Here is a 12,977-nt window from a genome sequence, read left to right on the forward strand (position 1 = left end):
CTACACCTTGAGGATCTTGCCACTGATCGCCACCGCTGCCAGCAACACCGCGATCAGCACAAAGGCCGTGCTCAGGCTGCTGCCATGGGCGATAAAGCCGATCACGGCGGGCCCGGCCAGGATGCCGGCATACCCCAGGGTCGTGATGGCCGGCACCGCGATATGCTCCGGCATGACCTTTTGTTTGCCCACTGCGGTGTACAGCACCGGTACGATGTTCGAGCAGCCGGCGCCCACCAGCGCGTAGCCCAGCAACGCGGCTTCCCAGGCGGGGGAAAGCGTGGCCAGTAGCATGCCCGCGGTGGCCAGTGCGCCACCGATCACGATCACGCGGGTGGCGCCCAGCCGGTGCACGATGGCATCGCCCGTCAGGCGCCCGGCTGTCATGGTCAGGGCGAAGGCGGCATAGCCCAGGCCCGCATAAGCTTCATCCAGGCCACGTTCGGCACTGAGGAACACCGCGCTCCAGTCAAGCACGGCGCCTTCAGCCAGAAACACGATGAAGCACAGGCAGCCGATAAACAGCACCACGCCATGGGGAATCGCAAAGGCCGGTCCCGAGCTCTCACTGCCGTAGGGCAACAGGTGCGGCCCGGCCTTGAGCAAGGCCACCGCCATCACTGCGATCACTACAAGAGTTGCCTGCAAGGGGGAAAGGCCCAGTCCCAGCAACCCGGCCACTCCTGCCGCACCGACGATGCCACCCAGGCTGAACAGCCCGTGAAAGCCCGACATCATGGTCTTGCCGCTGGCGCGCTCAACGATCACCGCTTGCAGGTTGACTGTGGAATCCACGGTGCCCAGGCCCGCGCCAAACAGGAACAAACCGGCCATCAGCCAGGGAACCGAACTGACGGTCGCCAACATCGGCAGCGCCACGCAGATCAGAATCGTTCCTGCGGTCAGCACGCGTCGGCAGCCGTAGCGCGAGGCCAAGGCACCCGCCACCGGCATGGCGATGATCGAACCCACCCCCAGGCATAACAGCAGGAGGCCCAGCGTGCCCTCGTTGAGTTGCGCGCGTGCCTTGGCATAGGGCACCAGTGGCGCCCACGCGGCGATACCGAAACCTGCGATAAAGAAAGCGATGCGGGTCGACATTTGTTCCAGCCGCCCGGGAACCACGGGCGCTGGGGTGGGGATGGCAGTCATGAAGAATCCTTGGTTTTGCGTTCAAAGAACGATGTCCGGCGCGACATCCTTGCACATCAGGCCGCATCGAGCGAGCCGGGTTCCCTGATGAGCAGGATCGACGTGACACTCATGAATATTATTTTTACAAACATGGAACGTGAGGCGCTCTGCCAACCACACAGGCTTTGTCAGACGTGGCCTGGAGGGGGCGTAATCTTTGTGAGCACTGATGAACCCCAGAGTTCTTGCAAGGGGGACCACCTTCCAGGCCACTTCTCGACTGAACTCAGCAGGTAGTTTCAACCGACGGTTTCCCACACAATTGCGTGGCTTATTTCTTTTTCAAAAGTCAGCGACTGCTGGGGAATCACGCTATGACCCACTTCTACGATGCCCGCGGCAATATCTATGGCGTGATCAGCCCGGCCCTATTAAGACGCCAAGGCATCAACATCCCTGATAGCGCCGCCGAAGCTGCGAATAGCCGCCAGGCGTGGGCGGCTTCAGCCATCGCAGCCGAATGTGGCTGGGGCTCATTGCCACGCCCTGCGGATGCCAAGGCCCACCGATGCGATGGGCTATTGGTCGGGCCGTTCCAGGCCGAGGCACCGTTCGATGTGCTGATCGTCAACACCGACGGCTCCCTCGCCGAGCGCAGCGGCAATGGCCTGACCATCTTCGCCCAGGCCCTGACCGACCAGGGCTTGCTGAGCCAAGGGTGTGAGTTGCGGGTGCATCACGATAAAGCTGATGCGCAATCGCCGGTCATCACCCGGGTGGAGCCTGCGGTCTACGAGCACGTGACGGGGTTCTGGCTGGCACTGGGTTTGCCCGAGTTCGGGCCGCAGGCAGTCGGTGCCCGTGGCGTGGACAGCGTGAAAACAGCGAACCGTGAATTCAGCCAGGTGGCCTCACTGACGGCGCTTGAGCCGCAATGGTCGTGCAGCCAGTTCGTGCGTGTGGGCAACCCGCATTGCGTCACGTTGGTTCAAGACGCCGCGCTGCTGCCAGATAATGCCCGAATGCATCAACCTGCGTTGTTTGAACCCTTGAAAGCCATTGCATTCGCGCCACCGGCGGGCGGTGGCGTTCCGTGTGTCGCGGGGGTCAATTTGCAGTGGGCGGCCCGTGGACAGGGCAATCAGGTACTGGCGCGGGTATTCGAACGCGGGGAAGGGCCCACGGCATCCTCGGGGACCAGCGCCAGCGCCGTGGCCTGCGCGGCGTGGCGAGCAGGCTGGGTGGCCGGTGGCGAAGTCGCTGTGGTGATGCCGGGCGGTACGGCGCCTGTGCGATTGCTGACACAGGGCGATACCTTGCTGAGCGTCAGCCTGTTTGGCACGGCACGGCCACAAACCTGAAACAGCATCCAGGCGCGTTACAAAAACGTCACCTGCGCCGGCTGCCGCTTCATTAACACCTTGCCATGGCGGATCGAATACAGCGCCAGGCCCTGGCTGCGAATCATCTCGTAGTCGCTGTCTGCCGACAGGACCAGCAGGTTCGCCGGGCGCCCCGGCTCAAGACCGTAACGGTCGCCCAAGGCCATGGCCTTTGCGCTGTTGTCGGTGACCAGGTCCAGGGCGCTTTGCAGGGTGCGATAGCCGAGCATGTGGCAGATGTGCAGACCGGCTTCAAGCACGCGCAGGATATTGCCGTTGCCCAGCGGGTACCAAGGGTCGACGATGGAGTCCTGGCCGAAGCAGACGTTCATGCCCGCTTCCAGCAGTTCGTTGACGCGGGTGACGCCCCGGCGTTTCGGGAAACTGTCGAAGCGGCCCTGCAGGTGGATGCTTTCGGTGGGGCAGGAAACAAAGCTGATGCCCGAATGCCCCAGCAGGCGGAACAGCTTGGCGCAGTAGGCATTGTCGTAAGAGCCCATCGCGGTCGTATGGCTGGCGGTGACGCGCGCGCCCATGCCACGGCTGCGGGCCTCTTCGGCGAGCACTTCGAGAAAGCGCGAGTGTGGGTCGTCGGTTTCGTCGCAGTGCACATCCACCAGGCAACCGGTGCGCTCGGCCAAGTCCATCAGGAATTTCACCGAGCTTACGCCCTGGTCGCGGGTGTATTCAAAATGGGGGATGCCGCCGATCACATCGGCGCCCAGTCGGATGGCTTCCTCCATCAGTTCCCGGCCATTGCGGTAGGACTCGATGCCTTCCTGGGGGAAGGCGACAATTTGCAGGTCGATCAGGTGCGTGCTTTCTTCGCGCACTTCCAGCATGGCCTTGAGCGCCGTGAGGTCTGGATCGGTCACATCGACGTGGGTGCGTACATGCTGGATACCGTGGGCCGCCAGGGCCTCGATGGTTTTCTTGGCGCGAGCCTTGGTGTCTGCCTGGGTGATGGTGGCTTTGCGCTCGCCCCAGCACTCGATGCCTTCGAACAGCGTGCCGCTCATGTTCCAGCGCGGCTCGCCGGCCGTGAGGGTGGCATCGAGGTGGATGTGGGGTTCGACGAAGGGCGGGATCACCAGGTTGCCGGCAGCGTCTAGGTCATCGCCCGCCAGTACGGGCGCCGTGGTTTGCGCGGTGATGCTGGCGATCCGGCCATGTTCCAGGTGCAGATCATGCAGGCCTTCACGGTGGCGCAGGCGGGCGTTGATGATGTGCATGGTCAAGTTCCTCTTGGGCAAAAAGCAATCAGGCGTTCAATGTGGTTCAGTCGAACAGTGTCTGGGAGGTCTCGCCGCGATGAAAGGCAAACGCGGCTTCCAGGTCGCTTTCGATGGTGCGCCCTCGGGACAGCGGCGGCAGGTCATCCAGGCTGAAAAAGCCCACTTCGGTGGTTTCGAACCCGGCCATGGGGGCCAGTTGATCGACGCGCTCACACAGGAAATACAGCTTGTAGAAGTCCCGCACATCCGGGCGATACAAGCCTTTGGCCTTGTGGGTGACGCTGTACAGCGCCCGTGCGGTGACGGTCAGCCCGGCCTCTTCACGGATCTCCTTGACGATGTTTTCCGCCGCCGACAGGCCGATATCGGCATAACCGCCCGGCAATGCCCAGCAGCCATCGGTCAATTCGCGCACCAGCAGGATCCGGTCGCCTTCGATCACCGCGCCCCGCACGTCGATCATCGGGGTGGAATAGCGCTTGGCAAAGTCCGGCACCAACCCGGTGATGCGTTCCAGGGGTACGTTGCCCAGTTGCGCCAGCATGCTGTGGGCAATCTCGGCGATTTCCTCCAGGCGCTCGCGCTCGAAATCGTCGGTGCAAAAATGCAGTCCCGTGGAGGCCAACGCCTGCAAGCGTTTGGCCTGGGCCAGCCAGGTGTTTTCCATGGATGCTCCTAAAGGGTTTTGCGCATGTACACCCGATGCAGGCCGTGTGCTTCGGCCCGATGGGTCTCGATGTAACCACGACGGGTGTACAGGGCAATGTTTTCAGTCATTGCCACGTTGGTATAGAGCCGGATAGCCGAGTAGCCGGCGTCGCGCGCCTGGTGTTCGGCAAAGTCCATCAGGTGGCGTCCCAACCCCAGACCCTGGGCTTGCGGGGCGACAGCCAGGTTGTCCAGCAACAGTGCGTCGGGAGCATCCAGCAGGATAATGAAGCCCTGTACCTGCCCGGCATTGTCCAGCACGTGTACGCCTCCCGCCGCGACAAGCGCCTGATAGTTTTCCAGCATCGGACCGGGTTGGCGGCCGATACGCGTGATGTAAGGCGAGTAGGCGGCTTCAACGATGGCTTCGATGGCGGCCACATCATGGGCGTTGGCAGGGCGCATCATGACAGCGTGCTCCGAGTGGGCTGGAGGCCACGACTGTACGGGAGCCGGACATAAAAAAACCACCCGAAGGTGGTTTTTCAGCAGCCGGTGGCTTACTCGCCGCGGTAGATGCAACCGCTGGTGCAGGTCTCGTGGATGCGGATTGCACTGAGTTCCGGCAGCAGGGGCTTGAGCTCATTCCAAATCCACTTGGCCAGCACTTCGCTGGTCGGGTTTTCCAGGCCGGGAATGTCGTTGAGGTAGTTGTGGTCGAGACGCTCGTAGAGCGGCTTGAAAATCGCCTTGATCTCCGAGAAGTCGCGAATCCAGCCGGTATGGGGATCCAGGTCGCCGCTCAGGTGGATCGCCACCTTGAACGAATGCCCATGCAGGCGCCCGCATTTGTGGCCTTCCGGTACGTGGGGCAGGCGGTGGGCGGATTCGAATGTAAATTCCTTGAAGATTTCCACAGTGTTTTCAGCTCGGTCGGTGTCTGGCAGGCGGCGAGTTTAACAGCTTGATCCCACACCGCGCATACCGTCCCTCTGTAGGCGCCGGCTTGCCGGCGAAAAATCCAACAGGCGCCGCGTTATCGTTGATGCCCATCGCCGGCAAGCCGGGCGCCTACAGGGGCTGGAGTCGCTCGCCCAATTGGTTGTTATCGGCCAATTCCAGGAACTCATCCCCCAAGCGCCGGCTCTCGCTCATCGCGGTTTGCCAGTACTTGTTGCGGCTCGGGTCATCGCCCATGAAACGCTTGAAGTCACTGCGGTCCGGCAGCTTGCCGTGGGGCAGGCGGGCCAGGTAGTCCTTGGACGGGGCGAGTAGCAACACATCCTGCAAGCCCTGTTGATTGCTGCGCCGCCACGGCAGGCCTTTGTCGAACCAACCGGGGATGACCCGGTCGGTGAAGTGCGGGTAAAGCACGATGTCATCGCCGTGGTAGGGCAGGTCGAGGTGGTAGTCCAGCAGGCCACCGTCGCGGTAGGTGCCCGCGCCCGCGCCTGGCAGGTCGCGCACGCCTTGCATCACCATAGGGATCGAGCCCGAGGCCAGCAGCGCCTGGCGCAGGTTACCCAATTCCAGGTCGAGGAAGCGCGACGGGAAATCCTGCAACGGATGCACCGGTGGTGCCTGGCGCGGGTCGTGGATGATCAGTCGCTCGAAATGCCGCGACAACCGCGCGCGGCCCCGCAGGTTATCGGCGATCACCGACGACAGGCCCAGCCCGAGGCGGCCACGGTGGTCGTCGGCGAGCAGGCCATGGCTTTTGACCACCATGATGTTCAGGCGGTAGTCGGGGTTGTCCAGCACCCGTGCATCACGGCCGGCGAGCAAGTCGTCGAGCATGCGCTGGCAACTGCGGCTGACTTCGGCCATGGTCACGCCTCTGGCAAAACGTTGTTCGTTGTACAGGCGACCGAGATCGAGCAGGCCTTGGACCGGGTCGGGCAAGCAGGCGCTGGCAAACCGCCAGGAACCGATGGACGCGCCGATCAGCGCGCGCTCCCGTGGCATGCGTGGCAGCCAGTCGCCGAACAGCGCCAGGTCCAGGCCCTGGATACCCAAGGCCTTGGGGCCGCCGGCCGCACCGGGTAGGATGCCGACATCGGCGGGCTTGAGGCCTTGCTCACGAATGCGCGTAAAGGCCCGTTTGCCGGCCTTGAGGGTCAGGGCAGGAAACTTGATGTGGATGGCAGTCATACCAGTCTCAGTTAAAGCGAGCGGATCAGTATAAGAAATCTCGCACAACAGTTGGGGAAATGGACTATCGGCAATTGCCATGGTGGCAATTCAGTTTCAGTTAAGTTGCGGCGGTTAACGTGGCAACGTCAAGAAACAACAGGATTGGTAATGAAGGTATATCGACGCACGGGCGGTCGAGTGGCGCTGGTGTTGCTGCTGATCAGCTCAGGCCTGGCGGCCCATGACCTCGGACAGGACGAAGCGCTGCGCCTGCGCCAGAAGGGGGTCATTGCACCCCTGGAAGATTTGTTGGGGCCGGCGTTTGCGCGCTACCCTGGGTCCAAGCTGCTGGACGCCGAGCTGGAAGAACACGACGACCGGCCGGTGCGCTACATCTATGAAATCGAACTGTTGACCGCCGACGGCGTGGTGCGTGAAATCGAGCTGAATGCCAGCACCGGCGAGCTGCTCAAAGATAAGGAAGACGACTGATGCGCCTGCTCCTGGTGGAAGACAATGTGCCCCTGGCCGATGAACTGTTGGCCGGCCTGCAGCGCCAGGGCTATGCCGTCGACTGGCTGGCCGATGGGCGCGACGCTGCGTACCAGGGCCGCAGTGAACCCTACGACCTTATTATCCTCGACCTCGGTTTGCCTGGCCTGCCGGGGCTTGACGTGCTGGCGCAATGGCGAACTGCCGCCTTGGCCACGCCGGTGCTGATCCTCACTGCCCGGGATTCGTGGGCCGAGCGCATCGAAGGGCTCAAGGCCGGTGCCGACGATTACCTGGCCAAACCGTTTCACCCTGAGGAACTGTACCTGCGCATCCAGGCGCTGTTGCGTCGCTCCCACGGCCGTGCCAATCAGCCCACGTTGCAGGCGGCGGGCTTGCACTTGGATGAAGGCCGTCAATGCGTGTTGCGTGACGGCGAAGAGATCCAGCTGACCGCCGCCGAATTCCGTCTGCTGCGTTACTTCATGCTGCACCCCGAACAAATCCTCTCGAAAAGCCACTTGGCCGAGCACCTCTATGACGGCGAGACCGAGCGCGATTCCAACGTGCTGGAAGTCCACGTCAACCACCTGCGACGCAAATTGGGCCGCAGCGTGATCGAAACCCGGCGTGGCCAGGGTTACCTGTTTGGCGCAAGCCCCGCATGAGGTCGATTCAACGGCGCCTCAGCCTGGGGCTGATCAGTGTGATGGTGGTCGTCGGCGTGGCGCTGGCGCAAACCAGCCTGTGGTTGTTCGAAGCGGGGTTGCAGCGCTACCTGGAAGCCGGGCTGCGCAACGACGCCGAGAACCTGCTGGTGGCGCTGGTACGCGCGGCAGGCGGCGTGCAGTTGGATGAGCAGCGCTTGTCGCCGGCCTACCAACGGCCGTTTTCCGGGCATTATTTTCGCATTGATTTTGACGATACCCACTGGCGCTCGCGTTCGCTGTGGGACCAGGAACTGCCACGCCTGCCCGAGATCGGGCTCAAGGGCAACCTGCAATTGGGGCCGGAAGGTCAGCAACTGCTGGTGCTGCGCGCCGACTACAAGCGCTATGGCCGGTTGATCTCGATCAGCGTGGCTCAGGACTACACGCCCGTGCGGGAAAGTTTTCGCCTGATGCGTCGGATTGGCCTGATCCTCGGCCTGGCCGCGCTATTGTTGGTGTTGATCCTGCAGCGGGTTACCGTGCGCCGTGCGTTGCGCCCGTTGGAAACCGCGCGCGAACAGATCGCCCAATTGCAACAAGGCCAGCGCTCGCAACTCGACACGCAGGTGCCGCTGGAGCTGGAACCGCTGGTGGCGCAGATCAACCACCTGCTGGCCCACACCGAAGACAGCCTCAAGCGCTCGCGCAATGCCCTGGGCAACCTGGGCCACGCCCTGAAAACCCCGCTGGCGGTGTTATTGAGTGCGGCCTCGACCGAAGCCCTCAAGGACCACCCCGAATTGAGCAAACTGTTGCGCGACCAACTGGAGCAGGTGCAGCAACGCCTCAACCGCGAGCTCAACCGCGCACGCCTGGCCGGTGAAACCCTGCCAGGCGCGTTGTTCGACTGCGAAAAAGAACTGCCCGGCTTGCTCGCCACGTTGACCATGATCCACGGCGAACACCTGGACCTGAGCTACCACGTGCCCCCTGGCCTGCAACTGCCCTGGGACCGTGAGGATTTGCTGGAGCTGCTGGGCAACCTGCTGGACAACGCCTGCAAATGGGCGGATGCGGATGTGCGGTTGAGCGTCAGCGAAACAGCGCAAAGCTATGTGCTGGCGGTAGACGACGACGGTCCCGGTATCCCTGAAACGCAACGCGACCAAGTGCTCAGCCGAGGCGCACGCCTGGACGAGCAGATCGACGGCCACGGTTTGGGCCTGGGGATTGTGCGCGATATCGTCGAAGTGTGGGGCGGGGTGCTCCAACTGCAAGCAAGCGAGCTGGGCGGCCTCAAGGCCTTGATCGAACTGCCCAAACGCTAGAATTGACACGCCACCGATCAACAATGTGGGAGCTGGCTTGCCTGCGATGGCATCACAGAGGTGTGACTGACACACCGGGTTGCCTGCATCGCAGGCAAGCCAGCTCCCACATGGGATCGCCACCCCATTCGAGGGCAATCCGTTACACCCGAAACTGATCCATCAACCCCTGCTGCTGATTGGCCAGGCTGTTCAGCGCCTGGCTCACCCGCGCCGATTCATTGGCCTGTTCCGACAACGACTCGGTCACATCCCGGATCGTCGCCACGTTGTTGTTGATTTCCTCGGCCACCGCGCTCTGCTCTTCAGCGGCGCTGGCGATCTGCAGGTTCATGTCGCTGATCACCGTCACCGCATCGCCGATCTGGCGCAGGGCGGTCACGGCCTGGCCGACCTGCTCGACGCTGCCTTGGGCCTGGCGATAGCTGTTGCCCATGGCGCCCACCACATCTTCGGTGCCACTTTGCAGGTGTTCGATCACCAGGCGGGTTTCTTCCACCGACTCCTGGGTGCGGCGCGCCAGGTTGCGCACTTCATCGGCCACCACGGCAAAACCGCGACCGGCTTCACCGGCACGGGCCGCTTCGATCGCTGCGTTGAGGGCCAGCAAGTTGGTCTGCTCGGCGATGCCGCGAATCACTTCCAGCACCGAACCGATTTTCTCGCTGTTGGCCGCCAAGCCTTCAACCTGGGCCATGGCCGTGCTCATGTCGGCGGCCAGGTTGCCAATGTTGGTGGTGGTGCGGTCGATTACCGTCAGGCCTTCACGGGTCGACTGGTCGGCATCGCGCGCTGCCTGGGCTGCCTGGGCGGCGCTGCGGGCGACGTCCTGAGCGGTGGCGCTCATTTCGTGGGAGGCGGTGGCCACTTGATCGACCTGGCGATATTGCTGCTCCATGCCAGCACTGGTTTCACTGGCGATGGCGGCCGATTGGTCAGCGGTGCCACGGGCGTCCTGCACCGAGCGCTTCACCTCGGCAATGATCGGTTGCAGCTTGTCGAGGAAACGGTTGAACCAGCCGGCCAACTGCCCCAGCTCGTCCTGCTTGTCGTAGGCCAGGCGGCGGGTGAGGTCGCCTTCACCGCTGGCGATGTCTTCCAGCATGCTGGCCACGCCAAGGATCGGCCGGGTCACGCTGCGGGCCATCAGCCACACGAGGATCAGGCCAAGCACGGCCGCAAACAGGCCCAGGCTCAGCTCGAGCAAGGTGCCCTTGGCATTGTCGGCATCCAGTTGGGTTTTCAGTGCCTCGGCCGGGGCCACCAGCACTTTTTCCGGCACATCCAGCAACACGCCCCATGCCTTGCCGTCCGGGATCGGTGCAAACGGCGCCAGCACCTTGAGCTGATGGTCGGTGCGCAGGCTGCGCAGTTGGTTGCTGCTGGCCAGGGCGCTGATCAATTGCGCGCCGTTGGCGGTGTCGACCTTGTCCAGGCGCTGGCTGAGCTTGCCGGCGTCCGGGCTGTAGCCGGCGAGCAGGCCGGTAGGGCTGAGGATGCTGACTTGGGTCTGGCCGTCATACAGCTTGTGGCTCGCCTGTTGGCTCACGGCCTGCAGACTGTTTAGGTTGATGTCCACCGACAGCGACGCGATGACTTTGCCGTTGACCATCAGTGGGAACACGATGCTGGTCATCAGCACGTTCTGCCCGTTGATTACATAGAAGTACGGCTCGATCACACAGGGCTTGAGCGTGGTGCGCGGACAGGTGAACCAGGCGTTGGCCTTTTCACCGCTGGGGCCGACGCGGGTGTCGGCCATATCGCTTTCCGGCAGCGCCATCGACTCCAGTTTGCCGGGCGTGGGTTGCGACCAGTACAGGGCGAAGCGGCCCTTGTCGTTACTGCCCAGTTCTGCCTGGTTGGCGAACAGCTCGTCCTTGCCATCCAGGGCGTTGGCTTCGAACACCAGGGACAAGCCGAGCAAGTCGGGGTTGGCCTGTAGGGCCGCCTTGACCTGGCGGGTCAGGTCTTCGCGGGTGTCGAACGCATCCAAAAAGCGTTTTTCGGCCTGCTCGCGCAAGAACAGCACTTGGCGGGAAAATCCGTGGCCGTATTGATACGCGTCCATGAACTGACGGCGAATGCCCAGGGCCTGGGCTTCACCCTGGGCTTCGATGCGCGCTTGGGCGGCTTGATCGAGCATCTGCATGCTGGACGCCTTGACCTGCTCCGAGCTCTGTTCCATGCGATACAACGACAAACCCACCAGCAGGGTCACGATCCCCAGCAGGCACAGGCCGGCGAGCAGGGTGATTTTCCATTGAATGGAAAGCTGTCTGAGAGACATCGAGGCGCATCCTTAACCTGAAAACACAGAGAGCCTTTGTATCGGCCGCGTTTTTTGGTTCTTTATTATTTAAACGTTCAATTTAAACCCAAAAGCGGCGCCGTTTTTTGACATGCAGCCGCGCCTGCTGCAAAGTGCGCGCCCTCTAATAAGACCTCCTTCAAGCCTGCACGCTGGCAGCCATCCACCCGATGGCCGCCTGGGCGCGGGCATGCCTGTTTTTTATGTTTCTGCTTGAGGTAACCATGATTAACGCAGTCATTGCCGCGGTCGGCACCATGCTGGTGCTCAGCTTGTCCCGCGTGCATGTGGTCATCGCCATCATCGTCGGCGCCCTGGTGGGCGGCTTGACCGGTGGCCTGGGCATCGAGGCCACGCTCAAAGCCTTCAACGGCGGGCTGGGCGGCGGCGCTACTGTGGCGCTGTCCTACGCCTTGCTCGGCGCGTTCGCCGTGGCCATTGCCAAATCCGGCCTGGCCCACGCGCTGGCCGACAAGGCGCTGATGCTGGTGGACCGCCAGGAAGCCACCGGCGGCAGCCATGTCAAATGGCTGTTGATCGGCCTGCTCTGGGTCGTGGCGATCGCCTCGCAGAACATCCTGCCGATCCATATCGCGTTTATCCCGTTGCTGGTGCCGCCGCTGCTGTACGTGCTGACCAAGCTGCAACTGGACCGCCGCCTCATTGCCTGTGTGATGACCTTCGGCCTGATCACCCCGTACATGTTCCTGCCGGTGGGCTTCGGCAATATCTTCCTCAACCAGATCCTGCTGGCCAACGTGGCCAAGAGCGGGGTGGACATCAGCCAGGTCAACGTCACCCACGCCATGGGGTTGCCAGCGCTGGGCATGGTGGTCGGCCTGCTGGTGGCGGTGTTCGTCAGCTACCGCAAGAAACGCGTATATGACCTGGAGAAAATCGAACGGGTCGAGCAAGTAGCCGTGCAGTACAACCCGCTGACCCTGCTGGTGGCCGGCCTGGCGATTGCCTCGGCGTTCATCATTCAGCTGTGGCTGGACTCGATGATCATCGGCGCCCTGGCCGGTTTCCTGATCTTCTCGGTGTCGGGCATCGTGCGCTGGCGCGAGACCGACGACCTGTTCACCGAAGGCATGAAGATGATGGCCATGATCGGCTTCATCATGATCGCCTCCTCAGGCTTCGCCGAAGTGCTCAAGGCCACAGGCGACGTGCGCTCGCTGGTGGAAGCCTCGGCGGCCTTCATCGGCCATAGCCGTGGCGTCGGCGCCTTGTTGATGTTGTTGGTGGGGTTGCTGGTGACCATGGGCATTGGTTCGTCGTTCTCCACGGTGCCGATCCTGGCGGCGATTTTCGTGCCGCTTTGCGTACAGCTGGGTTTCAGCCCGCTGGCCATCGTGTGCATCGTCGGCACGGCCGGCGCGTTGGGCGATGCGGGGTCGCCGGCGTCGGACTCCACCCTGGGCCCGACCTCCGGTTTGAACATTGACGGCCAGCATCACCATATCTGGGATACGGTGGTGCCGACGTTTTTGCATTACAACATTCCGCTGTTGGCTTTCGGCTGGCTTGCCGCCATGACGCTCTGATTGGGGACGGAGTACCTATCCATTGTTTGGGTAACGGCTACTTAGGGTTCCGCCCTTACGGCGGGTCACTTTTGGAAGAGCGCCAAAAGTAACCAAAAACGCTCTGCCCCAACACTC

At 62.6% G+C, this 12,977-nt stretch carries 11 protein-coding genes and 2 pseudogenes; 5 read left to right on the top strand and 8 right to left on the bottom strand.

The window, feature by feature from the left end; translation table 11 throughout:
* Entirely contained in the window at positions 1 to 1,152 is a 1,152-nt protein-coding gene (locus ACVWVP_RS21705; protein ID WP_457407956.1) for an MFS transporter, read from the bottom strand.
* 356 nt (positions 1,153 to 1,508) lie between these two features.
* Here ACVWVP_RS21705 and ACVWVP_RS21710 point away from each other — a divergent pair, with 356 nt between their 5' ends.
* The gene (locus tag ACVWVP_RS21710; RefSeq protein WP_457407958.1) at positions 1,509 to 2,495 is read left to right on the top strand and encodes a diaminopimelate epimerase; all 987 of its coding nucleotides are present in this window, start codon (positions 1,509 to 1,511) and stop codon (positions 2,493 to 2,495) included.
* Positions 2,496 to 2,512: 17 nt separating this feature from the next.
* Here the strand turns inward: ACVWVP_RS21710 and codA are convergent, their stop codons facing one another.
* From codA to ACVWVP_RS21735, 5 genes are all read right to left on the bottom strand, one after another.
* A complete protein-coding gene (gene codA, locus ACVWVP_RS21715) occupies positions 2,513 to 3,748 on the bottom strand; it encodes a cytosine deaminase (RefSeq protein ID WP_457407960.1) in 1,236 nt (411 codons plus the stop codon).
* A 46-nt stretch (positions 3,749 to 3,794) separates the two neighbouring features.
* On the bottom strand, positions 3,795 to 4,418 hold the full coding sequence (locus tag ACVWVP_RS21720) for an NUDIX hydrolase (RefSeq protein WP_178924323.1): 624 nt from the start codon (positions 4,416 to 4,418) through the stop codon (positions 3,795 to 3,797).
* An 8-nt stretch (positions 4,419 to 4,426) separates the two neighbouring features.
* On the bottom strand, positions 4,427 to 4,867 hold the full coding sequence (locus ACVWVP_RS21725) for a GNAT family N-acetyltransferase (protein WP_178924325.1): 441 nt from the start codon (positions 4,865 to 4,867) through the stop codon (positions 4,427 to 4,429).
* Positions 4,868 to 4,959: 92 nt separating this feature from the next.
* Positions 4,960 to 5,316, bottom strand: coding sequence for a 6-carboxytetrahydropterin synthase QueD (gene queD / locus ACVWVP_RS21730; RefSeq protein WP_003190259.1), 357 nt, complete (start codon positions 5,314 to 5,316; stop codon positions 4,960 to 4,962).
* 154 nt (positions 5,317 to 5,470) lie between these two features.
* On the bottom strand, positions 5,471 to 6,550 hold the full coding sequence (locus ACVWVP_RS21735; protein WP_457407965.1) for a patatin-like phospholipase family protein: 1,080 nt from the start codon (positions 6,548 to 6,550) through the stop codon (positions 5,471 to 5,473).
* A gap of 150 nt (positions 6,551 to 6,700) precedes the next feature.
* Here ACVWVP_RS21735 and ACVWVP_RS21740 point away from each other — a divergent pair, with 150 nt between their 5' ends.
* Genes ACVWVP_RS21740 through ACVWVP_RS21750 form a run of 3 tightly spaced genes read left to right on the top strand, consistent with a single transcriptional unit; the run spans position 6,701 to position 9,002 of the window.
* A complete protein-coding gene (locus tag ACVWVP_RS21740) occupies positions 6,701 to 7,024 on the top strand; it encodes a PepSY domain-containing protein (protein ID WP_178925841.1) in 324 nt (107 codons plus the stop codon).
* A complete protein-coding gene (locus tag ACVWVP_RS21745) occupies positions 7,024 to 7,692 on the top strand; it encodes a response regulator transcription factor (RefSeq protein ID WP_259174420.1) in 669 nt (222 codons plus the stop codon). Before ACVWVP_RS21740 ends, ACVWVP_RS21745 begins: the two co-directional genes overlap by 1 nt.
* The gene (locus tag ACVWVP_RS21750; protein ID WP_457407969.1) at positions 7,689 to 9,002 is read left to right on the top strand and encodes a sensor histidine kinase; all 1,314 of its coding nucleotides are present in this window, start codon (positions 7,689 to 7,691) and stop codon (positions 9,000 to 9,002) included. The genes ACVWVP_RS21745 and ACVWVP_RS21750 overlap by 4 nt, the downstream gene beginning before the upstream one ends.
* A gap of 142 nt (positions 9,003 to 9,144) precedes the next feature.
* Here the strand turns inward: ACVWVP_RS21750 and ACVWVP_RS21755 are convergent.
* Both ACVWVP_RS21755 and ACVWVP_RS21760 read right to left on the bottom strand, forming a co-directional pair.
* Positions 9,145 to 9,654 (bottom strand): annotated as a pseudogene (locus tag ACVWVP_RS21755) (methyl-accepting chemotaxis protein); the annotation flags it as partial.
* Positions 9,655 to 10,002: 348 nt separating this feature from the next.
* Positions 10,003 to 11,292, bottom strand: a pseudogene (locus ACVWVP_RS21760) (HAMP domain-containing protein); the annotation flags it as partial.
* Between the two features lie 248 nt (positions 11,293 to 11,540).
* On the opposite strand from ACVWVP_RS21760, the gene ACVWVP_RS21765 reads away from it, so the two are divergent.
* Positions 11,541 to 12,860 carry a Na+/H+ antiporter family protein gene (locus ACVWVP_RS21765; RefSeq protein WP_259174622.1) on the top strand — a complete coding sequence of 440 codons (1,320 nt, stop codon included), beginning with the start codon at positions 11,541 to 11,543 and terminating at the stop codon, positions 12,858 to 12,860.
* Positions 12,861 to 12,977: the final 117 nt, after the last annotated feature.

The sequence above is a fragment of the Pseudomonas sp. TE24901 genome (assembly GCF_054058375.1).